The organism is Marisediminitalea oceani (genome assembly GCF_003731635.1).
In the GTDB taxonomy this organism is placed as follows: Bacteria; Pseudomonadota; Gammaproteobacteria; order Enterobacterales; family Alteromonadaceae; genus Alteromonas; species Alteromonas oceani.
Genome location: NZ_RCUA01000012.1, coordinates 1 through 23,053 on the forward strand (window position 1 = coordinate 1; position 23,053 = coordinate 23,053).

Consider the following 23,053-nt stretch of genomic DNA (forward strand, 5'->3'; position numbering starts at 1 on the left):
GAAGGGGGCCCCCAGTCTTCGCCAGAGGCGAAGCCGCTCCGAACGGAGCAAGCAAAACGGTTTGCTTGCTTGAAACCGTTCTCCGCCCCCATGTGAGAGTAGAACACTGTCCCGCGCCGGCTACGGGGCTCCCATTCTAAGAAAAAAGGCTATCCATTTGGGTAGCCTTTTTTTGTATGCGGCGTTCAGTGAAACATCATCATTGCTAACAACATTATCTGGATAGCCCTTTTGCTTAGAAAGGCACTGACGTGCCACTCCTATGAAGACCCAACCATCGAGAGTCATATCCATAGACGCTCTTCGAACAGTGTCCTTTAGTGATACTTCCCTGTAGGGGGCATCCAGCTCGGCATCCATGCCTCGCGTTCATCACTTGTCGAATGCCACCGGCATTCGTCATACTTCTACGAAGCACCGTTCTTCACCCCCATGTGAGAGCTTTATTAATTAAATATAAAAAGAACCGTCATCCCGGTTTCGCTCAGCGAAGACCGGGACCCCCATCGTACAACCGTAGAGTAAAAAAGAGCGCCTCATACGGTGCTAAATAAAACCTAGAATATCAGCACCACTACCACAGACAACTAATAAAAAGTATAGTGCGGTCATAATGAAAAAGGGATATTTGTACAAGTAATATGAAGCTAAGTACGATTTACTATGTCATTCAGTCGAAGCTCGCAGCACTGACTTATCCGCGTTATCGTCGGGCTTATAAACAAAACAATTCAGCTCCAAAGGTTAAGCTGGTTGCCATAGCTAAAAATGAAGCGGCTTATTTACCAGAATGGATCTGTCACCATTTACACTTTGGCTTTGCTGCAATTGAAATTCACTACAACGGTTGTAGTGATAACACCCCTGAAGTTGCCCGCGCTTTTTCATCAGAGTCTGTTCAATTTATTAATGCCGACGCTGTATTTGAAAGATCTAAGGCGAAACCTCAAATTGAAATATATCGTCATGCTTTCAGCGCTGCCAAAAAGCAAGGCTTCGATCATGTGATGTTTTTGGATATCGATGAGTTCTGGGTGCCCTATGATCTGAGCACTTCCATAGCAGATTTCATACAGTCTGCCCCTTACTTTGATGTGCTGAGCTTTCAGTGGGCAAACAAGGTGTCTGACTATACACCTTTTTCAACCGCACTCGACGAAAGTATACGGGTACAACCTGCAAGGCAGTTAAAGTCTGTCTATAAGTCCTTTATTACGCCAGGTTTACTAAACCCGCACAATATACTGGATAACTCACTTATCAAACTCGAATCATCGTTCAGCCCGTTTGTACCATCTAATCGCTATCATTCCCTCGCCGCCACAGACACCCTGCCGCCAAGGGCATTTGTGTTACACCGTAAATACCGGAGTCAGATCGAGTATATCGCCAGTCTCGATAGAGGCGTTGTTGGAAGGGGCAAAAGTGTTGTTTCTATATTTAAAAGTAACCGTGCTGGTTTTGAGAATAAAAAAGCATTCGAAACGATAGAGTTTTCTAAATCGGCCCTGGCCGCGTACCAAAAAGCCGTGAATACCAGCCTGACGAACTACGAAGCAGAGGAAATACTCGAACGTGCCAGAGATGGCGTTAAACAACGTTTTTATAAGGTACTCAACAATATCCGTAGTGCACCTCTGGCAGAAGCCGGTGTAATACATAAAATATTAAGAAACGTCACGCTTGAAGAAGCGTGTCAGGCTCTTGCTGATTATCAGCAGCTCAATAACGATTGAAACTAACGCCGCTGAATAAGTAACCCGGTCATTGATCAGATTTACCGGGTAGTGATATCAGGCACGGGCGAAATCAGAGAGGTGTAGCCCTGAACCAACCTGTAACAGAGAGCCTGGGTGTTAATGAAAAAGGCGTGATGTAAGTAACACTGTGGATGTGCTCTACATCGAAAATACTCAGGGTATTAAAGCCCGGCGCCCAGGCATCTCTTGGCGTACCATTTTTCTCGTAGAACTGTAACAGACCACCCCAGTCCGGATGCCAGTTTGGCGAAAAGCTGAGCACATAGGCCAGGCGACGTTGTTCGGTGCTGTGTGTATCCATATGGCGGGTTAAAAACTGGCCTGCAGTGTAACGGGTGGCCTGGGCACTCGCCGCAACAATATCCTGATGGCCACTCATTTCCCGAACCCAGCTCAGCACCTCTTCACTGTTTAACCATTGATGTAGTGCGGCCAGATTAGCAATAGGTTCTTTTTGATTAGATAGCTGATACCTGCCATAAATAAATCCGATCCCTTTAGCAGCATTTTGCATGGTTTCAGTATGAAGACTCTGCTTTTGATTATCAGGCAGTTGCTTCCACTCATTGTCTGCTAGCGTGGTTGGCCTGCCATCGCGGAGCAATGCCAGCTTATAGGGCGCTTCTTTGCTCAGACTGTTGTAAACCTGTTCAGCCTGATCCATAGGGATCAAACTTTGCACTCTTACGCGTTTATCATGCTGGTATTCAGCACTAATTGCTTCAAAGTTGATTTCGGGGTGAAAAGTAATCTGCAAGTTGCTTCCTGTTTTTTTTAATTTATCGGTATGAGCCTGGATTTTGTCATTAAGCCTGCGAACTGAGAAACTTAGCTTCTCGTTTTTGGCTAATAGTTCTACTAAAACTATATAAAACTCTGCCTGAGCTGCCAAGCTTAAAAGCGGCTCGCCAGGGCTTACCCCCGCATGCTCTCTGGTTGGAAAAAATGACGGGAAAGTCTGTTTATCCTGCGGCTTATAAACCCCACGGTTGGGTGGCTTAAACAGCCACCCAATACCTATCTAAAAACAGTGCATAATATAGATCAAAAATTAATAAGAATATAAATCAAATTGTTATTTTATGGTTTTACCAATTATTCACAATAAACTCGCGCGCTGTTTTTGCCTTTAACCAAATTGCTACAACTCCCGCCACATCTACCACTTAGGTCTTATATATACTTTTGGATAAGTCTATAAAGTGTCAGTTTTTGTGGCTTTCCTGCCGCACTTAAACGCACCTTTTTCACACTCAGGTGCGTTCTTTTCCTTTTCTGCTAAGTATGGAGCTTTCATGTTTTCTCATTCCAGAATTCTGTGCCCTGAATTACAACAAAAAATCATGACCGCCGAGCAGGCCGCCGACTTTATCCGCGACGGTGATACTGTTGGTATGAGTGGTTTTACCGGCGCTGGTTATCCTAAGGCCTTGCCCGGCGCTTTGGTAAATAAAGCGCAAATCCAGCGCGATCTTAAAAAACCGTTTAAAATTAATCTGTGGACAGGTGCATCAACTGCGCCGGAACTCGATGGCGTGCTGGCCGACGCCGATGGCATTAATTTACGCTTACCTTATCAGTCTGATCCCATCTGCCGTCAGCAGATTAACAGCGGTCAGATGCACTATATCGATCTGCATCTTTCTGAAGTTTCGCAATATGCCTGGTCAGGCTTTTTAGGCGATCTGGATGTGGCGGTCATTGAAGTGGCGGGGATCCACGAAGACGGTCGTATTATTCCGTCGTCCTCCGTGGGCAATAATAAAACCTGGGTAGAGCAGGCCGACAAGATCATTCTTGAGGTTAACAGTCAGCAGAGCCTAAAGCTTGAAGGCATGCATGATATTTATTACGGCACGGCTCTACCGCCACAGCGCAAACCCATTTTACTGAATGAGCCGGCCGATCGCATTGGCAGCCAGTATCTGGATATTCCCCGGGAGAAAATTGTTGCCGTGGTTGAAACCTCCGCGCCCGATCGCAACAGCCCGTTTTCACCACCAGATGCGGTGTCAGAGCAAATTGCCGCCAATATTCTGGAATTTTTTGAGCACGAGATTAACAAAGGCCGCTTACCGGCTAACCTGCTACCACTGCAGTCTGGCGTAGGTAATATCCCTAACGCAGTACTAAGCGGTCTGGATAACGGCGGCTATAAAAATCTATCGGCTTACACCGAAGTGATTCAGGACGGCATGCTACAAATGCTTAAAAGTGGCACTTTATCCGTGGCTTCAGCAACCGCATTTTCGCTAAGTCCGGATGCGCTGGTTGAGTTGAATGAGAACATCGACTTTTATCGTGAAAAAATCATTCTGCGCCAGCAGGACATCAGTAATCATCCGGAGATTGCCCGCCGCTTAGGGATTATCGCCATGAACGGCCTGATTGAAGCGGATATTTACGGTAACGTTAACTCTACCCATGTGATGGGCACGCGCATGATGAACGGGATTGGTGGCTCGGGTGACTTTGCCCGCAACGGTTACCTGTCTATCTTCATGACCCCATCCACCGCTAAAAATGGCGCCATCTCAGCCATAGTGCCCATGGTCTCCCATGTGGATCATACCGAGCATGACGTAAAAGTAGTGGTTACGGAGCAGGGACTGGCCGACCTACGCGGACTGTCGCCTCGTCAGCGCGCCCGGGTGATTATCAACAATTGCGCCCATCCCGACTTCAAGGATCAGCTGCTCGATTATTATGAGCGGGCCTGCGCTAGTGGCAGAGGCATGCACACTCCTCATCTACTCAATGAAGCACTGAGCTGGCACGAGCGGTTTGAACAAACCGGCACCATGCGTCAGGATTAAAAAAGCCCCAGTTGCTGGCTGGCCAGCGACTCAAAATCACCGCCAATGGCTGGCAGGATACTGTCGGCGATTGGCCGGATTTGCTTTTCTATATAGTGATCGTAATCCAGCGGCTGACTGCAATATTCAACCACCTGCGGGCCCGTGGTGGTCATTACATAACGAATTTTCGTGCGCTTCTGGTAGCGCAATGGCTTGCCTGTTCGGGCATTTTCTTCATCGGCATGGCGCGCGGCTTTAACATGAGGCGGTGCCGTTTTGGTGTATTCCTTTAAGGGTTTGCGTAACTGTTTGGTATACACCAGGCCATCGTCAAATTCGCCCTGCTTAATACCACTGATGATCGTCATCACATAATCATCAACCGGCTGGTCGTTGAAGATCCGGGTGTAGAGCTCGAGCTGAAAATCCTTGGCCAGCTGGGTCCAGTCTGAGCGCACGTTTTCCAGCCCCTTAAACACCAGTTCGGTGTTACCCTCACGGCGAATCAAACCAGCGTAGCGCTTTTTACTGCCCGCTTCGGAGCCGCGAATCGTGGGCATAAAAAAGCGCTCATAATGGGTTTCAAACTCAATTTCCAGTTCGCAGGTTAAATCAAACTCCTCGCGAATACGTTGTTGCCAACGCTGGTTAATGTCTTGCTCTAATCGCTTGCCAATCTCCCATGCCTGCTCAGCGGTTATGTCATCAGCAATATGTACAAAGGTAGAGTCGGTATCGCCGTAGATCACGTCATAGCCCGACGCTTTGATCCACTCAGCTGTAAGTTGCATAATTTCGTGGCCACGCATGGTAATGGAGCTGGCCAGTCGGGGATCGTAAAAAGGGCAGCCACCACTGCCAAGCACCCCGTAAAAGGAATTCATAAGAATTTTAATGGCCTGGGAACGGGGTTTATCCTGCTGGCGCTTGGCTTCGTCGCGTTGCTGCCAGAGGTTGGTGATTATATCCGGTAAAAAGTGCTGGCTACGGTGAAAGCTGGCACCTTTAAAGCCGGGAATGGCGGTTTCGGGTGATTTAAGCCCTTCCACTAACCCTAAAGGATCGATTTTGAAGGTCCGAATAATCGAGGGGTACAGGCTCTTAAAGTCCAGTACCAGCACATTCTGATAGAGTCCGGGCTTGGAGCTCATCACATAACCGCCAGGGCTGGCCAGGCCGCCATCCGCCGGACGATTGGGCGATATGTAGCCTGCCCGGTGTAACTTGGGCAGGTATAAATTGATAAATGAGGCTACCGAGCCACCGGGGCGGCCCAGGCGCAGGCCGGTTAATTCACTGCGCAAAATCAAAAAATCAATCAGCCGCACCTGTTCAGCGATGTCATTAACCAGCACGCAGTCTTCAAAGTTATATTTTGCCAGTGCTAATTTGTCGTGAGTGAAGAGCTTTTTTATGGCGCCGAGCTTGTCGGGATCGTCAATGAGTTTACGTTTACCGAGTAATTCGCTGGCAACGTTATCCAGGGCAAAAGAATCAAACTGAAAGGTCATAGTTTTCAGTCCCTCAATGCCATCAATTATGGCCCGCCCGGGGACATCCACCAAAGCCCGGTTATCATCAAACACTTTAATATCCACATTGCTGTGTTGCCGTCCGAGCGCAAGTTTAAGGCCGCAGCGGGTCGCTGCATCATGTAATACCGGCAGGTCGAATTGCTTAATGTTCCAGCCAATCAGTAAGTCCGGGTCGTGGTGCTGGATGAGCCTGATAAAATCGGTTAACAACGCGGTTTCGTTTGCGCACCAGATAATTTCAAAAGGCACCTCAGCATCTTCAGGCTCGCCGATCATCAGCACAACATTTAACGTAGGGGAGGCAATGCCGATGGAATATAAATGGCCATGCTCATCGCATTCTATATCAAAGGAAAAGGCGTTCAGATCGCAGCGATACTCCGACGGTTTTAAGCGTGCCTGGACCACCGTATTGTCGTGCTGTTGAGCAACGCCCTGATAGTGCACACCGCTGGTGATGAAGCGCTCCATAAAAAAGCGATCCGGGGTTTTGATATCCGCCTCAAAGAGCGTCACGCCTTGTTCTTCACAGTGGCGTCTGAGAATATGTAACTGACGGTCCTGCTGGCATTTTATTACGCTTACCGGCTCATGCGCGAAGGTATTAAGCGGCAGATTTTTAAGGCTGGCTTTTAACTGTTGGGCCTGACTAATCGCAGCAACCTTTGCGGCCGCATCTTGCGTCACAAAACAGGTGGCCGGTTGCACCGGTGTAATGAGCTTGACCGGCCCCTGTTCAGTGGCAAGCCAGATTTCGAGGGCTTGTTGAGCGCCCTTTGGTAGCACTCTGGCGGTTAGCACCATGCCCTGACCGGTTAACGTGGTCGTCATTTTATAGTATAGCCCGGTAAATCTAACGCACAGTGGCAGAAGTCATGAAATGGCAATGGTATAGTAAACGCAGATTTGATTAATGTTGTAGTCCTAATGATAACGCCAAGTACCCATTCGATACCAGCCTCGGGCAGCTTTTGCGAGGTCGCCGCCGGCGTCTACTGGCTTCGTATGCCGCTGCCTTTTGCCCTCGATCATATCAATCTGTACATACTGGAAGCCGATGAAGGCCTGTATGTGGTGGATACCGGGGTACAAAGTGAGCGCAGTAAGGCTATCTGGCAGCAGGTGCTGGTCGCCCTGGATAAGCCGGTAGCAGGCGTAATAGCTACCCATATGCATCCTGACCATTGCGGGTTAGTGGGCTGGCTGTGTCAGACGTATAAAGTGCCGCTGTATATGAGCGCGCTGGAATATTACGGGGCGATTGCTTATTTCTCGCCCAACCCGGGCGCTGATACCTCCGTGGAAGTGGATTATTTCGTTAAGGCAGGCTTAAGCCAGACCGAGGCCCAAAGCTATGTCAGCGATCATAGTAAATACGTTGACTCTGTGGCGCCTATCCCTTTGGCGTACCGGCGCCTACAGGCGGGTAAATCATTGCGTATCGGTAACCGGCAATGGCAGATCCTGAGTTATGGCGGGCACTCGCCGGAGCACGTTTGCCTGTTTGATGCCGAGGCCAATCTGTTAATTGGCGGTGACCAGATCCTGCCCTATATTTCGCCTAATATTGGTGTCTATAGTCGCGAGCCCGAAGCACAGCCCTTAACCGAATACCTGCGTAGTCTGGATCAGCTCAAACAGTTACCGCCAGATACGCTGGTTCTCCCTGCTCACAACCAACCTTATACTGGCTTACATACTCGCTGCGATGAATTAGCAGAGCATCACCAGGCATTGCTCGACAGATTGCTGGCCCATTGTAAAACGCCGCGGTCACTAGTGGCATGCCTGCCGGTACTCTATAAACGAAAGTTAAGCGGGCAGATGTTATTTTTTGCCCTGGCAGAAGGCCTGGCTCACCTCAATCATCTGTTAAAAACAGGGCTGGTAACCCGCCAGTGCGATGAGCATGGCGTTTATCGTTACCAGACCTGTGAAAACGGTTAGCCCTCTGCTGCTGCGAGCTGGCGAATTTTGCTGAGCAGCTGTTCATCATTAAATGATTTAGCCTGTTGCCAGTTAATATTGGCCCAGTGCAGTGCCTGCTGTGGCTCGGCCGCGAGGTGCAGGTAATAAAGCGCCACTTCAGCGGCATGGGTGGTATCACCACGTTGCTCGCGAATAAATACCCGCTGGGCCATGGCCGTTGTCCATTTTAGCCCCTCGCCGGTTTGCTGTTCAGCAAGCGCCAGATAAAGTAGCGCGCTGTCGTTTGGGGCCGGATTGTCGGCTATTTCAGGTGCCAGCCTTGCCAGTATGTCATTGCCTTGCTGCAGGGCCAGCTTGGCTTTCGACCAGGCAACCCAGCTACTGATTGGCCATTTGCTGTCGGGATGCTGCTCTATATGCTTAATCGCGGTAGCAGGCTGATTAGCAAACAGTGCCATGTCGGCCAGGACCTCGTTAACCCATAAAGCTATCTCTGTTGATGCCGCCGGAAACTTCTCGCTGATGTTGTGTAACTGCGAATAATACTGAGTCGACGGCGACAGCTGCATGTTGGCTTCCAACAAACAGGTCGCCATAACCAGTTCTGAAGTTTTGCCCATGAGCTGCAAGCAGGTTTGCCTTGCCAGTGCAGGCTGCCCCTGATTAAGCTGAACATTTGCCTGTAATAATAGAGCCGATGGCTGGTCGGGACGCTCTGACAGCAGTGTCTCAAGCTCTACCAGCGCATCAGCAAACTTGTGTTGATGTTGCAGCAGGCGGGCATAAACCAGGCGCTCCTGATGAGTAATGCGATCACCTTCTGCCAGTTTTACAAGCGTTGCCATTATCGGCGCTAAGTCTTGCTCATTAAAGTCGGGGCGAGTGCTTTGGTTTACCAGCTCACTCATTTGATCGGCGGTCATGGTCACCGGTTTTACCGGCTTGTGGCTATGATAAGTGTGGGCTACTGCTTGTTTTACACCAATCAGCGCCAGCGCTATAAACGTGACTAGCGAGGCGGTGAGTAATCCGGTGAGTGTCAGGCTGATGGGGAAAATACGTTTCATATCACTGCTCCTTAAAGGTCGCCGTCCCTGGCTTGCGGTTTAATTGTTGAGTAAATCGTCAAACTCAGCAGGATTGGTTGTATCCTGAATATAGAGTCGGCCATTTACCGCCAGTGGCGTGTCATCGGCGTTTTGGTTGAATGCCGATCGCACCGCTGTAGATACCGGTACCTCAAGTGCTTCAATGGTAATGGTTACGTTACCGGTCACCGCAAAAGCGGTGCCGTCGGAAACCGTAAACGAAAAGCTATCGGTGCCAGTGACTTCCGCATTAGGGGTGTAAGTAAACTCCCCGCTACCTGATACGGTAACGCTGCCAAAAGCAGGCTCGCCGGAAAGCGCGTAAGTCAGGCCATCACCATCGGCATCGGTGGCCGTCAGCATGTCGGTAACCGGTGTTTCGGTCTGGGTAGTGATATCCAAATCGTTGGCTACCGGCGCCCGGTTAATATCGTCGTAACTGTCTTTATCATCGCTGTCAAAGCAGCCAGTCAGCGCGATACTCAGGGCGCATATTGGTATGAGCTTATTCATTACAGCCTCCTTTATTCTGAACCAGGCAGTGGGGTTGTCAGGTACGGAAAGCTGCTGTCCATCATGCTGGCATCCAGCGGAGCACCATCGGTAAAGGGCACATTGCCCACACTGGCATCACTGCTGTCGCATAAGCCCAGATCGGTTTCCTCACCATTCACCGGGATGGGGTAACACAGCCGCCCCATGACTACGCGCAAAGCGATATCGACAACGTCATCGCCAGGACGACGGCCGTTAGGAAAACCCGCCAGGTCGTCGCCTGCTACCCCGGCCCAGGATTGCTCAGCAGCCGGCGTTGCCGGTATGGCCGTATTCAGGCGTAGCATTTCAGACGGTGTGACCGTGGCAAGTTGATTAACGCCCGGGAAACCTGTTAAAAACGCCGTGACCAGATCGGTACGCGGAAAGTTAGTCGGTGCCAGAGTGTCTATGTCGGTGCCCAGTGTGGAATTCACTGCATCACGAAACAGGATGTTCAGCAGCTCTGGCAGAGCAGGGTGGGTGACATAGTCGGCAAACTGGCCATCGTCGGCAGGGTGTGACGTAGAGAACTTATCTTTATCACCAATACCAATAACCAGCTCGTTGACCAGTGGGTTACCCAAACGTGACACCTGAGTCATCGCGCCGCCCTGCACCTCGGGTTTACTGAAGGTGGCGTTAGGGTTGAGTATTCTGGCCTGTGGCAGGCTGGCAGTGGTCCACGCACCGATAGTGCCGTTACCGTCGCCGGTTACGCAGCTGGCCGGTACTTCAAGGGCAATACTGGTAACGTTTTTATCGGCCAGATCGTCATTGCTGTCTGACTGAGTAATGCCGCCAGGGAAGCCATTACCATCGCCTGCGCCGGGCATACTGTCGCCCTCCACTGGCACATAGTTAACCAAATCGAAGGTTTTGCCCAGGTTGACTACAAACGGATCCTTGCGCTGGCCTACAAACACTCTGGCTGGCATTTCGCAGCCGGGCAGCATCACATTATAAACATACTGGTCGGCATAGCGCTGGTATTCAGCGGTGCTGGAAAATGTTTTGTTGCCAATGTAATCGAGTGGCTTGGCAAAATACATGGCATCCATTGGCATTATTTCGGTGCGGGCGCCGCTGCGCATGTCGCCTTCGACCATCATCAGCGAGTACTGCTCAGAAAAGTTAACCGCGCTCATATCTTCGGCGCTCACCGGGCCAACATTTTTGAGCGGGACTTTGACACTGCGCTGATTACCTTCAGGGCCTACCGTCAGCGCCACGCCCTGATTATCTGCCGCCAGCATGGGCGTAAATTTTAAGGCAAAGCTGATGTCTTCCATGGCGTCGCCATCGTTATCAATGTGAATGGCGTACTCGGCTGCCGGATCCATGGCAAAGTAATTCGGACCGCCGTAGGCGTCCTGTAATGGAATGTAATTAGCAATAAGTGTTACATAGCCTTCACGGCCACTTTCGTAGCTGTTAAAGGCATAAAAATCGGTACTGTCCAGAGCCGGCGCGCGGGCGATACCCGGTGCTTCACGGTGACTGGATGCCTGCACAGCCGTTGCTGCAAGTGCGCTGCCGATCATGACAGAGAGTAGTAGTTTTTGCATGGTGTTACCCCTTTTTGTTGGTGTATTAAGCCAAACGACTAACTCAGGGCAGTGGATGCAAAATAATTTAAAAAAATAAATAAAAGTTGTTTTTTATTTTATTGAGGCGGCTTTGGGGCAAGAGAAAAATAAAAATAGCCCCCGGGCGGGGGCTATTACAAAGGCAGGTTAAACTGCGCTGATTGGCGCGATATAGAGGACCTCGGTTGGCGCACCGGATGGTGAACCACCATTCGGTTCAAGACTTACCGCCAGGGCGGCAATATCGGCTAAATCAAACCAGTCCGGGCGGCTGATAGCCAGTTGGCCGCCTTCCGGTAAAAGACCCAGCGAAATTGGCGCACCGCCATCGGCGGGGACCATCCAGAGCTCGAAGTCTTTATCGGTTCTGGCTGTGAGATTGGCAGTAGTTCTGACTGCCAGGGTAGAGGTGCTGATCTCAATCAGCCACAGCGGTTTTGCTTCAGCATCGGTGACAACGGCTATATCCGTTACCGGTGCCTTGACTGGTGGTGTAGCTGGCATCAGTACTACCGCCAGAATAATTGCTGCTGCCGTTGCCAGTCCGGCGATAGCCTGCCATACCACAGGTCTTGAGGATTTGGCGGCCGGCATTGTCACCACATTGCTGTCTGCTGAGTCATCAGCAAGTCCCAGCTGGCGTTCAATGGCCTGCCATACTGATGCTGGTGGCTCAACCGGCTGGACGTTCTGACCCAATCCGTTGAGATACTGCTCCCACATCCAGGTGGTCTCGGTAATCAGCTGGCTTTCCATCATCAGTTGTTGATAGCGCCGGCGTGCTCCGCCGCGTAAAGTACCTAAAACGTATTCAGCGGCCAGTGCATTGCGTAAAGTTTCGTTCTTATAATTCATACTGACAGACACCTCTGCAAACTTTGCAGGCCCCGTCGGATCCAGCTTTTAATCGTACCTAATGGCGAGGATAAGTGATCGACCACTTCCTGGTGAGACAGGCCGTTAAAGTAGGCCAGATGAATGGCCTGGCGCTGCTGATTATCCAGTTCATCCATGCATTCATTTAACTTCGGGTGGGCTAATTCACTGGCAGCAATATTGCTGTTTTCATCAGGATGGTGATCATCGTCATCCAGCGGGGTTTCTTTTCGTACCTTGTGGTGGCGCATCAGATCCAGTGCCCGGTAGCGGGCAATACTGATGATCCAGGTTAAGACCGTGCCTTTCCCCCGCTGATAGCTGCCGGCGTTATGCCACACTTTAATGTAGGCATCCTGGGTGGCTTCTTCTGCAAGTGCCGTGTTTTGTAGCATCTTCAACACTACCGCATATACCTGCCCGCTGGTAATTTGATAGAGCCTGGCAAAGTCCTGTTTTTTTCCCTGCGCTGTGCCGCACAACAAGGGTAATAAGGTTTCCTGTTCCATTGTTTCCTCAATTTTTGATGAGCCTGTCTGGCTTATAACGATTCAGTGCTTGGATTGGATGCAGATTTTTCCTCTTCTTGCTCTTTTAATACGGGTAAGCGTACCTCAATCACGGTGCCTTTACCCTCGCGGCTGTTAATCGCCAGTTTGCCTTTATGTTTTTCAATAGCGGAATAGGCCACAGAGAGGCCGAGCCCCTGACCTTTGCCTTCTGGCCGGGTAGTAAAAAACGGTTCAAAAACACGTTTCAGATTGGCTTCACTGATACCGCAGCCGGTATCAACTATTTTTATCGCAACACCGCCGCTGCTGGTTTGTTTGATATCGAGCATCACCAGGCCATTTTCGTCAATCGACTGAGCGGCGTTCATCATCAGATTAGTGAGGGCCTGTTTTAAGCTGGCGGATTCACAATACCATTTTAGCTGGTCAGGCTCACAGGTGACTTTGAAGCGCGGTCGTTTAAACTGGGTGCTGATAAGTTGTACCAGTTGATTTGCCGTGTCGTGTAAGTTCAGGTAACCCCAGGTGTGCTGCGGCTCTTCGGCAAAAGAGCGTAACGTAGAGACAATTTCGCTGACCCGCTTAAGACCATCCTTAGACTCCTGAATCAGTGGGCCCATATCTTCTTCGATAAGCTCGACATGGGTGGCGTCAAAGAGATCCTCCAGTGCCTCAATATGCTCAGGTGCATGACTGGCAACCAGTTTTTTGGTGGCCTGACAGGTTTCCAGCAAATTCTGTGCGTACTGCTCCAGCGTATTTAAGTTGGCCGTAACAAAGCCCATGGGGTTATTAATTTCGTGTGCAATGCCAGCGGCAAGCTGACCTGTTGAGGCCATTTTTTCTGCCTGAATGAGCTGTGACTGGGCTCTGTCGAGTTTGCGGATCAGTTTGCGCTGGGCTTCGTGTTCTGCTTTTAATTCCTCGGCGAGCTGGGCCTGAGCTTTAAAATAACTGGCCTGAGCGGTGACATCCTGGATTAGAATGCAGGCATACTGTTCGCCGGTTTCGGTATCCTTGTGAGGTACAATTTCCATATTCTGTACCATCTGGGTTTCTTCGCCAGTGATGGGGCGGCTGCTTTTAAAAGGAAAGATGTGCGGGCGTTGTTCCCAATAGCTGAAACTGGGATGTTTAAGAACAAAAACCGATTTTATGCGTCGCTTCAGAAACTTGATTTGCTCAGGAAAAACATCGGCCAGGGGTTTGCCTAATGCATCACCTCGCAGCTCAACCGGCATCCGGTCGAGAAAAAAAGCATTCAGGTAAACAATTTCATAGGCTTCATTTACCAGACAAATTCCGACTGGCAGTTTATCCAGCAACGGGTTATTCATAAAGGACTAGCCCAGTAGCTCGTCGATCGTCGATTTGAGCCGCGTCAATGAAGCATCGTCCAGGCAAAACACCACACGCATGGTGAACGATGAAATTTGAATGTCGAATTTTACTTCCATTACCAGGCTGTGTTGCCAGTCATATTGTGAAAAGTCACTTTTTTGTGGCGCAAATAACGTTGGCATCTGCAGGTTGGTAGCCAGCTCGAGTTGTTCAGACAACCCGGCCAGACAAGCACCGGCAAGGATGTTAGACAGCTCCAGAATGGTTTCATTGATGTCGTTTTCGGACAGTGGCTGCTCATACTCGAGTAGCTCTGCCACTTCTGTTAGTCCGTGTTGGGTAAGAATCGACATCACTTCGCCGTGAATGTCGCCCATAAAAGACTGGCGGGTGTAATAGGCTTGCTGATGGTGACTGACTAACTCATACAGCCCGTCCGGGGTAACTGCGGTGATTTTAGGTATCGAAATGCCAATTTTAGTTTCGATTAGATGGGCCAGGCTGTTAGCAGCCTGACCCATGGAAATGTTCATTAATTCCTGTAAGGCATCCCGCTGGTCTTCAGACAGGGCAATGGTATCGTTCATAGATAACCCAACTCAAATAAGGTCATTGCCAGTTCTTCCTTATCCAGTGGTTTGCGTAAAAACCGTTTGGCGCCCAGCGACATCACTATGCGCTGTTTCTCCGGCTGGAAATCGGCACTGATAACAATTACATCAGGTGATGAAGGTTGCTCAGAAAGGTATTCAAGCACGCCCACACCATCAATTTCAGGCATGGTTAAGTCAAGCAAAACCAGTTGTACGGCATTACCGGACAAGGTTTCGATGGCCTCTTTTCCATTGGTAGCTTCTATGACTGTTGTTTCAAGCTCCGGCGGCAACGCTCTGATAACGCTGCGTCGGGATAGCTTTGAATCATCTGCCACCAACACTGTTAAACTCATAAAGGACTCCGACTTCCGGTTTCATATAAGTATTTGCCATTTTTACAATCCTGCAAGTTGGATGCGGTTATTTATCTGACCAGCTAGTTATCATCTCAGGATATGAAAATGGTGACAAATGTGACTATTGGTTATTTTATGGGGTGCTCGGGCATTATGTTTATGTGATCTTATACCTGAGTATTCAGGGTGATAAGTGACGGCCCGGCGAAGTGAACGGCGCTTTAAGCGTGCGATCCGGCCCACCAGAGGGAGCCGGATCGAGGGAGGTTAACGTTTCTGGCGAATAAACTCAGCGAGCTTGCTGCCGCTAATCAGTTTAAAGTTTTGAGGGGCGGTTGGCATTACGTTGCGGCCATCCTGAACCACCATAAGTCCGTCCGGGAACTGCGGTCCGAGAGCAGTTGAGGTGACTTCCAGACCGTCGGTTTCGGATACGCCATCAATTTGTCTGGCACCGTTGATACCGACCCGGAAGGTTCCCAGCAAACGGTTACCATCATCAAGCGCATACACCGTAAACCGGCTGTTGCCCTGACTGGAGGCTACCAGATAGCGCTCATCTTCCAGTGTATAAATACCCATGCCTTCAATATCGGCTTCAACATCCGCTCCCACAGTGGCAATCAGACGTGGTGCGCTGAGCGGCTGTGATAGCGCCTTTTGCCATATGCCTGCGGCTTCCTCTCCCATGTAGAGTACTTGTCTGGCATCATCAACTACACATCCCTCCGGCTGGCTGGGCAGGGTAAACTCACTAACGAGCTCTGCTGCAGGGCCGTCCCCGCTAAAAGTGAAGGCATATTGCTGATAGCGACCGTCGGTATCGTTAATAAACGTATGCAACCGACCATCGATAACCCCATTGCATAAGCCGTAAACATCCGACAAGGTTGTTGGGAGTTCAGCGGCGTGAGTTACCTCACCGGTAGCGGAGATGTAATATACCGATAACGTTTGTGATGAACGGTTGCTGGCAACGGCGATATCCTGCTTGCCGGCCGGCGTATCAATCTGATAACGCACATCCACATTATTGACCCGGCCGGTAGGCAATGATTGTAACTGCTCACCTGTTAGTGAATAGACATTGAGTCCGTATTTTTTATCGGTGCCCAACACCAGGCTCGCAGAAGGATTGAGACGGTTTACCCAGATAGCCGGATCATCAGCGGCATCGCCATAGCGGTTGACGGGTGTGGTTTGCACGTCGGCGCTTAAGGTATATACCTTATTGTTAGTGCTGGTGGCGGGGGCAGTATTATTAAGCGTAGCAGCGAGTAATTCGCCGCTGGCTTCATCAAAAGCGCCAAGATAAAGGGTATCGCCGGCCACGGCGGCACTGACTGATTTAAGCTCACGTTCTGCAGCCAGAGGCCATTGGCGGTTACGCTGACCACGTTCATAAATTAGCGGTTGGTCGGTAGCCACTGCAAAATAGCGGCCATCTGTCAGGGCGGCTACCGATTCCAGTTCCGGGCCGCTGGAGAAGTAATCCAGAGTACGGGCATTTTCGCCTTCAGCGTCGCCACTGTAGTGCCAGATTCCGGTGCCTTCTTCGGCTATTAACAGCGTGTTGCTTTCATCTGTTACTGCGCAGGATGACAGATCCGGCCCTACCATCATTTTCCGGATTGGCGTGAGCTGCCAGTTCTGCCCGGTGTTCAGCAGGTAGTGCGACATCAGTCCCCGGGCATCGGAGCTGAACAGGTGTAGCGTATCGTCCTGACGGCTCAGACACAGGGTTTCACGGTCGGCAATATCTGAGGGTACCGATGCCTTTAAGTAAAACTCTCCGGTTGCAATATCGAGCGTCAGTAAATGCAGTTCTGAAGTATTCTGATCAATGGCGGCAATGGCAATGAGGTTGTCTGAGCCGGGCAAGAAACGCCAGTCTGCCTGAGCTATGTGGTCGGTAAACTGGCTAATCTGCTGACCTTGTGGCGACACCCAGATAAGCCCCTCAGCTTCACTGGTGACCAGGTACCCTTTGAGTGTGTTGGTGACCACTGGTTTAAGGCTCTCACCGGCCACGGGGAGGGCACGCAGAGTTAAAGCTGACTCAGGTTCAGCTGGCTGAGTACTACCTGGATCACTGGCGGTACAGGCGCCCAGGGTGAGGCTGGCAATCAGCCCCAGAGTAAATTTAAGGGTTTTCATTGGGCTGACTCCCTGTTTTTATCCAGTGCATACTGGTAGATGACTTCGCCCTTATCATCAATGAATTCAAGGGTGAACTGTTGTTGATTAACCCGCACTAAAGCAAAGCCGGCGGATGATTTGGCAAACGCGGTAAACTCGCGCTGACCCACCGGGCGGATCTCAGAGCCGCCACCGGAAACAAAGTGTTCTACACTGCTGCCGGCAGGTTTATTATGTTGCAGATCATGCTCATGTCCGGCGATATAGGCATCCACCTCGTACTGTTCCAGAAGTGGCTCTATAACGCCGCGCACAGCGCTGGTTTTACCGTACCGTTTACCACTGGAATAAAGTGGGTGATGACCAATCACAATGGTCCAGTCGGCGTTTTTATGCCGCTTCAGGGTTTGCTCAAACCACGCCAGTTGGGCCTTGCTATCCTGACGCTGGGTTTCCTGATATTTGGCTTCGTGCTGGTAATCGGGATTAAGCGGGCTGGTATCTAAAAACACCAGGTGAACCGAACCACCTTCTTCCAGGCTAATGAGCTTATCAAAGTACTGTGCCGGCATATTCCAGCGGCGGCTGACAGCCGAGTAATCGATTTGTGCCTGCCAGTTTCCGCGGTAGTCGTGATTGCCTAACACCACGTACCAGTCGATAAACAGGTGCGGGCCATGATAAATATTCTCGTAGGAAGTCTGCCAGTAGGGGTCATTAACCGAAGCAATGCCGTTATCGTAAAAATTATCGCCGGTGGAAATGATCATTTCGGCATCAAACTGATACGCAGCTATATCCATCCATTTGGCAACGCTTCGCTGGGCGAAATGGCCATTGCGGCCCCAGTCGCCGACCACCAGAAACGTATAGTTATCACCGCTTTCGGTTAATGAAGACTGGATCTGATTGGTCTGGTAATAGTGCTCACCCAAGACTTCCTGCTGAGCAGACTGAGCCTGGGTCAGTGGCGCGCAAAGCATCGTGGTGAGTGTAAGTAATTGTATGAGTTTCATTGAAAACCTTAAGATTCAGGCGGGCATTAGCCCGCCTTATTACCGATAGAGCTTAGAGCTGCCAGTTAAAACCAATTTCGAAGGTACGGCCGTACTCTTCGTACTGGGCATTCTGACTACGACGGTCGAAGTAGTGATAGTAAGGCTCGTCGTTAATATTGATGGCGTTGAAATACACCGTCAGATCCTGGTTGATATAGTATTTACCCATAAAATCGAACTGCTGGTGGGCATCTTCCATGCGCAACATGTCACCGTCGATTTCTTCCAGGTTCTTACTCTTGTAGGTCATAGCCAGACGCAGACTCCAGTCGTTGTCTTCGTAACCTACGGTCAGGTTGCCAACGGTATCAGACTGGTTAGGCAGGCTGGTTTTATACTCTTCACCGTCCAGCAGCGTGGTGGCATCAGAGGATGAGAAGGTGCCGTTAGCAGAGAGTAACAAGCCGTTATCAAAGGCTTTAACCCACGACAGTTCCAAACCAGTGAGATCGGCGGTTTCACCATTGCGCGGCTGAATGACTTCGTCGTAACCTTCCCAGCCCTGCATACCTGCTACATCGGCGTAGATCACGAAGTTATCGATTTGCTTGTAGAATAAACCGGCAGACAGCACGCCAATCTGACCCGGATAATATTCTACCGACAGGTCGAAGTTTTCTGACTCGTAGGGCAGTAATTGCGGGTTACCTACTTCGGCTTCACGCTCGGTCACAAACACGCCATCGTCTTCTTCGGTTTTGCTTTCAATAATCTGGAAAGCGGCCGATTCTTCAAAGCCTGGGCGTGAAATTGTCTGGGTATAAGCACCACGAACAATCAGTTTTTCTGAGATGTTGTACTTAACGTTAATACTTGGCAGGAAGTGGTCGTAACTGCGCTCTGACTGCCATGGCGTGTTGACTACGTCTTCAACGTCATTTTGTTCATCTTCAATCAGCTCAACGCGCATGCCGGAAGTATCGAAGTCGGTTTTCTCATAACGAACACCGGCCACAATGTGCACATCGTTAATATCAAAGGTGCCCATAAAGTAGGCAGCAAAGATATCTTCATTGGTTTCGTAAGACGCGCCATTTGACTCAAGCTCTGAGTCCAGATCGGCCAGCTCCAGCGAACCACGGTTTTGGTTGAAATAGGTGCGCATCTCGCCACGGTTAAGGCCTGGTCCAAAGTCACCCAGCCCCCAGTCTACGTCGCTGGCAGCAAACTGCGTGGGATCCATGTCATCAAAGTCACCGTCGTAAATGTAGATGTTGCTGTCGACGGTTTTAGTACGGGTACGGTATTTCACACCGGCTTTGATTTCGCTGAGATAGGGGTCTTCGGCAAAAGTTTTGCTCAGGTTCGCTTTAATGCTGTTTTCAGTATCCTTCGCGTAGTTATCCTCAAAGCTAATTTCGTCGACCTCGTAGTTATTGAAGTCATTCACCGAGTCGGCGTAGGTAATGCTGGGGATTACCCGCTCCATATCACCCTCGATACTGTCGTCTTCGGTGATAAAGGTGTAGTAAAGGGCATCCGGCTCATCTTCATCAGATTTAGCGTAACCAAGCTGATAATCGAAAGTCCACTCACCGCGCACGTGCTCACCGCCGGCAGCGAGGGTAAGAATAGACTGGGCTTCGTAACGATCTTTCGACTCACGCTCCACCTCAGAGTCTTCGCCGTCAAACACAAAGGTATTGCGCTGACGATACTCTTCGTCAGAGAATTCACTGTACAGAGTGCGCAGAAAATAAGAGTTGTTGAAGTCTGGGCGGTAGTCGAGGTTCACCGCTGCCCCTAAGCGTTCACGGGTAATGGTGTAATGACGTTGTTCAATTTCGTCATCCGCGTTGGACTCAATGTTGTCTGAACCAAAATCCCGTTTGAAATAAGATAGGGCTGCCGCCACACCAAAAGTATCGTTCCACAGATTGGTGTAGGTACCGGAAAGTTTCGGGCTCATCTCATCGCGCAATTCGTTCTGGCTCAACTGACCCGATAAACTGGCAGTCTGGCCTTTACGGTCAAAGGCACTTACTGATTTCACTTCTACCGAACCACCAATCGCGTCGCCGTCCATATCCGACGTTACAGACTTAGACACTTCCAGGGTCTGGATGAGCTCAGATGGGATCACGTCCAGAGCAACTGAGCGAACTCCGCCCTCCGGAGAAGGTACGTTAAGGCCGTTGATGGTCACGTTATTCAGGTTAGGATCGATACCACGGATCCCCACGAAGCGGCCTTCACCCTGATCGCGTTCGATAGACAAACCAGGCAGGCGTTGCAGTGATTCGGCGGCGTTCTGATCAGGGAACTGACCAATGGCATCGGCTGAAACAATAGATTTAATGTTGTCAGCCATGCGTTGCTGATTGATAGCGCTGGCCTGGCCGCCACGCTGACCGCGAACCATAACCTCTTCCAGTGATTCAGTGGCACCTTCCAGAGTAATTATCGGCGTAATGTTTTCACCTTCGGTAAGAGTAATCTGGCGAGAAACCGGCTCTGCGCCTAAATAAGTGACTACCAGGGTGTAGTTACCGGCCGGCAGGTTATTAAAACGAAAAGTGCCATCACGGCGGGAAAAGGTTTCCTGACCCAGCTCGGTAATTTCAATTTTTGCCCCGGCAAAAACGCGGTCCTGACTGCTGTTGGTCAACTGGCCAATTAAGCCGGCATTATCCGCTGCTATCGAAGCAAATGAGCAACAAACGGTACTGACAGCCAACGCCAGGCTGGAAATACGATTTTTCATGAGTGTTCTCTTAAGTTGTGTGTATGTGTTGGCGGCTACCGTAGAAAGCAAAAATGACAAATCGATGACGGCGTCAGGCGTAGTTGCCTGAAAAATAGCCGGAAACAGCCGAAAAAGCGCTTTTTTCAAACTAGGTGAGCCAAAATGACCCCCGTTCAACCCTTTGTTTATTAGCGAAAAAATCAAAATAAAACGGAAGAAAAGGGCTGCTTCATCACATCAGTGTCATATTCCTGAGCCAGAATGACCCCTATGATTACCGGCGTCTCAATTAACAATAGGCGCAGGTAAACACGTTTTTGCATGCGGAAAAGATGATGGATTTTAGTTTATTAACACGTCACCGGGGCTTACTGGCATTTGTGGTACTGGTGTTGGGGTTGGCAGTAACGTTATGCGTTACCAATGGCCAGTTAAAAGATATCGCAGAAGTTGAATGGCTGGATGTCGTTGGCGAGGGCAGTATTTGCCTGCTCACTTTGTGCTGGATAACTGCAGTGATGATCAGCCGCCCACCGGGCAAGGTCACGGCGCTGCTGGTGGCGGGCCTGTCCTTTTTTAACTTCTCGGCCATGCTCGATGTGTTTGATGAATTTACCTTTTACAGCGACGCGGCTCATTGGCTCAGTGTGGTGGAGTCTATTCCGGCGGCAATGGGCATGATTGTGATGAGCATTGCGTTGTACTGGTGGCATCAGGAACAGCTGGCGCTTAATAAACAGCTGCAACGCCGCGAAATGTGGTATCGCGCCCACGATCAAATCGATGTCATCACCCAGCTTTACCGGGCCGACTACTGGCGAGCCAGAGCCATGGAGTTGCAGGAACAGGGCGTTAAGGCCGCAGTTGTGGTACTGGATATAAATGATTTTTCGCAGTTTAATCTGCGCTATGGCCATGCCGAAGGGGATCGGTTCTTAAAAGAAATTTCGCAGTTAATCGTGATGAACCTCAGAGCCGTCGACCTGGCTTGCCGCTATGCCGGCGACCGGTTTGTTATCCTGATGCCAGAAATTGCCGCGGAGGAGGCCAGCGAGTTTGCCCGTCAGTTAGAGTGCAGCATTCGCAACGTGGCATTCAGAAGTGGCGGCCAGACTACTGCGATTTTTCACTCAGTGCGCAGTGTCAGTGCCCAGTTACAACAGCAGGTAACGCTGGCTGAAATGATGGCTGGCCTTAATCGTCAGTTAGATGAGACTTCCCGGCAGGCAGCCTGATGACGCACAACGCTTTGCTTACCCGCACCGATAAAGCTCTGCCAGCCCGCCAGCTTGCCCAAAGCCTGGTGCAGGTTGCGCTGGCCCGTGGTGCCCCGGAGCAAAAGCTGTTGCGTGGTACGGGAATATTTAGTGAAGACTTACTTACTGCAAAGCCTCTAAGCTGTAATCAGCTACAACGCTTGTGCGGCAACGCTACCCAGCATTACAAAGGCTTTGACCTGGCCTTTCAGTTTGGGCATCATCTAGTGTCGGCATTTGTTAACGACGCGCTGCCATACTTTACCCATGCGCGGAATTTTGGCGAATGCCTGCGGACACTGCCGTCTTTTCAGACCCGCCTTTACCCTTTTGTTTCTGCTTTTCGCTATGACGAGGGCGACGATATACTACTGGTTTTACAGGACGCCATGGGCAGTGGTAAGCAGTTTCGTTTTATGGCCGAAGCCTATTGCGCGGCGCTGGTGGCGCTGGCCCGGCACTGCACCGGTAAACGGCTGGCGCTGCATTTTTCTTTTCCCTTCGCCAGCCCGCGGCAGATCCAGGAATACGAAGAAGGACTGGGATTCAGACTGACTTTCGACCAGCCCTTCTTTACCATCAAAGTGGCTAGAGCAGAGCTGGCAACGCCGTGTTTACAGCCCAACCGCATGTTTAAGCAGTTTGCCTTGCGTCGTTTTCTGGAGCTGCGGGAGTATCGCGTAACCTTGCTTGATGCCGTGCGCTATCATCTGCGCCGCAGCAGCAATGCTACCTTGCCGGCTATTGCCGGAGAACTCGGCTTAAGCCCGGCGTCACTAAAACGCAAACTGGCGGATCACGACACCACCTTTAGTTTGTTGCACGACGATATTCGTCGCCAACAGGCCATCTATTACCTGCAGGTGCAAAAGCTCAATAACGAGCAGAGCGCGTTAAAAATGGCTTTTACGGATATCACTAACTTCCGCCGGGCTGTTAAGCGCTGGACCGGCCTGACCCCCAGTCAGCTTCGAGAAGCGTAATAGTAATTGAAACAAGA

General features: G+C 50.4%; 18 protein-coding genes. 5 read left to right on the top strand and 13 right to left on the bottom strand.

Going from position 1 to position 23,053, the window contains the following annotated elements; translation table 11 throughout:
• The first annotated feature begins 641 nt into the window (after nt 1-641).
• Complete coding sequence (locus D9T21_RS03455) at nt 642-1,736, top strand: glycosyltransferase family 2 protein (protein WP_105932857.1); 1,095 nt, start codon at nt 642-644, stop codon at nt 1,734-1,736.
• A gap of 73 nt (nt 1,737-1,809) precedes the next feature.
• On the opposite strand, the gene D9T21_RS03460 is transcribed toward D9T21_RS03455, so the two are convergent.
• Nucleotides 1,810-2,517 carry a 2OG-Fe(II) oxygenase gene (locus D9T21_RS03460; protein WP_146129461.1) on the bottom strand — a complete coding sequence of 236 codons (708 nt, stop codon included), beginning with the start codon at nt 2,515-2,517 and terminating at the stop codon, nt 1,810-1,812.
• 538 nt (nt 2,518-3,055) lie between these two features.
• Between D9T21_RS03460 and D9T21_RS03465 the strand changes: the two genes are divergently transcribed.
• Nucleotides 3,056-4,576: an acetyl-CoA hydrolase/transferase family protein gene (locus tag D9T21_RS03465; protein WP_123323745.1), complete on the top strand. Its 1,521-nt coding sequence runs from the start codon at nt 3,056-3,058 to the stop codon at nt 4,574-4,576.
• On the opposite strand, the gene D9T21_RS03470 is transcribed toward D9T21_RS03465, so the two are convergent.
• A complete protein-coding gene (locus tag D9T21_RS03470) occupies nt 4,573-6,924 on the bottom strand; it encodes a DNA polymerase II (RefSeq protein ID WP_123323746.1) in 2,352 nt (783 codons plus the stop codon). The two genes, D9T21_RS03465 and D9T21_RS03470, sit on opposite strands and share 4 nt — an antisense overlap.
• 96 nt (nt 6,925-7,020) lie before the next feature.
• Here D9T21_RS03470 and D9T21_RS03475 point away from each other — a divergent pair, with 96 nt between their 5' ends.
• Complete coding sequence (locus D9T21_RS03475; RefSeq protein ID WP_123323747.1) at nt 7,021-8,040, top strand: MBL fold metallo-hydrolase; 1,020 nt, start codon at nt 7,021-7,023, stop codon at nt 8,038-8,040.
• Here D9T21_RS03475 and D9T21_RS03480 read toward each other — a convergent pair.
• The 11 genes from D9T21_RS03480 to D9T21_RS03530 form a co-directional block, all read right to left on the bottom strand.
• Nucleotides 8,037-9,089: a tetratricopeptide repeat protein gene (locus D9T21_RS03480; protein ID WP_123323748.1), complete on the bottom strand. Its 1,053-nt coding sequence runs from the start codon at nt 9,087-9,089 to the stop codon at nt 8,037-8,039. The genes D9T21_RS03475 and D9T21_RS03480 overlap by 4 nt on opposite strands.
• A 39-nt stretch (nt 9,090-9,128) precedes the next feature.
• Complete coding sequence (locus D9T21_RS03485; RefSeq protein ID WP_123323749.1) at nt 9,129-9,623, bottom strand: Ig-like domain-containing protein; 495 nt, start codon at nt 9,621-9,623, stop codon at nt 9,129-9,131.
• Between the two features lie 11 nt (nt 9,624-9,634).
• Nucleotides 9,635-11,212, bottom strand: coding sequence for a DUF4331 domain-containing protein (locus D9T21_RS03490; RefSeq protein ID WP_123323750.1), 1,578 nt, complete (start codon nt 11,210-11,212; stop codon nt 9,635-9,637).
• 168 nt (nt 11,213-11,380) lie between these two features.
• Nucleotides 11,381-12,088: an anti-sigma factor gene (locus tag D9T21_RS03495; RefSeq protein ID WP_123323751.1), complete on the bottom strand. Its 708-nt coding sequence runs from the start codon at nt 12,086-12,088 to the stop codon at nt 11,381-11,383.
• Nucleotides 12,085-12,618, bottom strand: a complete 534-nt coding sequence (locus D9T21_RS03500) for a sigma-70 family RNA polymerase sigma factor (RefSeq protein WP_105932848.1) — start codon at nt 12,616-12,618, stop codon at nt 12,085-12,087. The genes D9T21_RS03495 and D9T21_RS03500 overlap by 4 nt, the downstream gene beginning before the upstream one ends.
• A gap of 32 nt (nt 12,619-12,650) precedes the next feature.
• On the bottom strand, nt 12,651-13,958 hold the full coding sequence (locus D9T21_RS03505) for a sensor histidine kinase (RefSeq protein WP_123323752.1): 1,308 nt from the start codon (nt 13,956-13,958) through the stop codon (nt 12,651-12,653).
• 6 nt (nt 13,959-13,964) lie between these two features.
• Entirely contained in the window at nt 13,965-14,549 is a 585-nt protein-coding gene (locus tag D9T21_RS03510) for a chemotaxis protein CheC (RefSeq protein WP_123323753.1), read from the bottom strand.
• Nucleotides 14,546-14,911: a response regulator gene (locus tag D9T21_RS03515; protein ID WP_123323754.1), complete on the bottom strand. Its 366-nt coding sequence runs from the start codon at nt 14,909-14,911 to the stop codon at nt 14,546-14,548. The genes D9T21_RS03510 and D9T21_RS03515 overlap by 4 nt, the downstream gene beginning before the upstream one ends.
• 270 nt (nt 14,912-15,181) lie before the next feature.
• A complete protein-coding gene (locus D9T21_RS03520) occupies nt 15,182-17,071 on the bottom strand; it encodes a phytase (protein WP_123323755.1) in 1,890 nt (629 codons plus the stop codon).
• Complete coding sequence (locus D9T21_RS03525; RefSeq protein ID WP_123323756.1) at nt 17,068-18,069, bottom strand: purple acid phosphatase family protein; 1,002 nt, start codon at nt 18,067-18,069, stop codon at nt 17,068-17,070. The genes D9T21_RS03520 and D9T21_RS03525 overlap by 4 nt, the downstream gene beginning before the upstream one ends.
• A 52-nt stretch (nt 18,070-18,121) precedes the next feature.
• Nucleotides 18,122-20,815, bottom strand: coding sequence for a TonB-dependent receptor (locus tag D9T21_RS03530; RefSeq protein ID WP_123323856.1), 2,694 nt, complete (start codon nt 20,813-20,815; stop codon nt 18,122-18,124).
• A 317-nt stretch (nt 20,816-21,132) separates the two neighbouring features.
• Here D9T21_RS03530 and D9T21_RS03535 point away from each other — a divergent pair, with 317 nt between their 5' ends.
• Both D9T21_RS03535 and D9T21_RS03540 read left to right on the top strand, forming a co-directional pair.
• Nucleotides 21,133-22,032 (top strand): GGDEF domain-containing protein, encoded by a 900-nt coding sequence (locus D9T21_RS03535; protein WP_123323757.1) that lies wholly within the window; start codon nt 21,133-21,135, stop codon nt 22,030-22,032.
• Entirely contained in the window at nt 22,032-23,036 is a 1,005-nt protein-coding gene (locus D9T21_RS03540; protein ID WP_123323758.1) for an AraC family transcriptional regulator, read from the top strand. Before D9T21_RS03535 ends, D9T21_RS03540 begins: the two co-directional genes overlap by 1 nt.
• Nucleotides 23,037-23,053 lie beyond the last annotated feature (17 nt).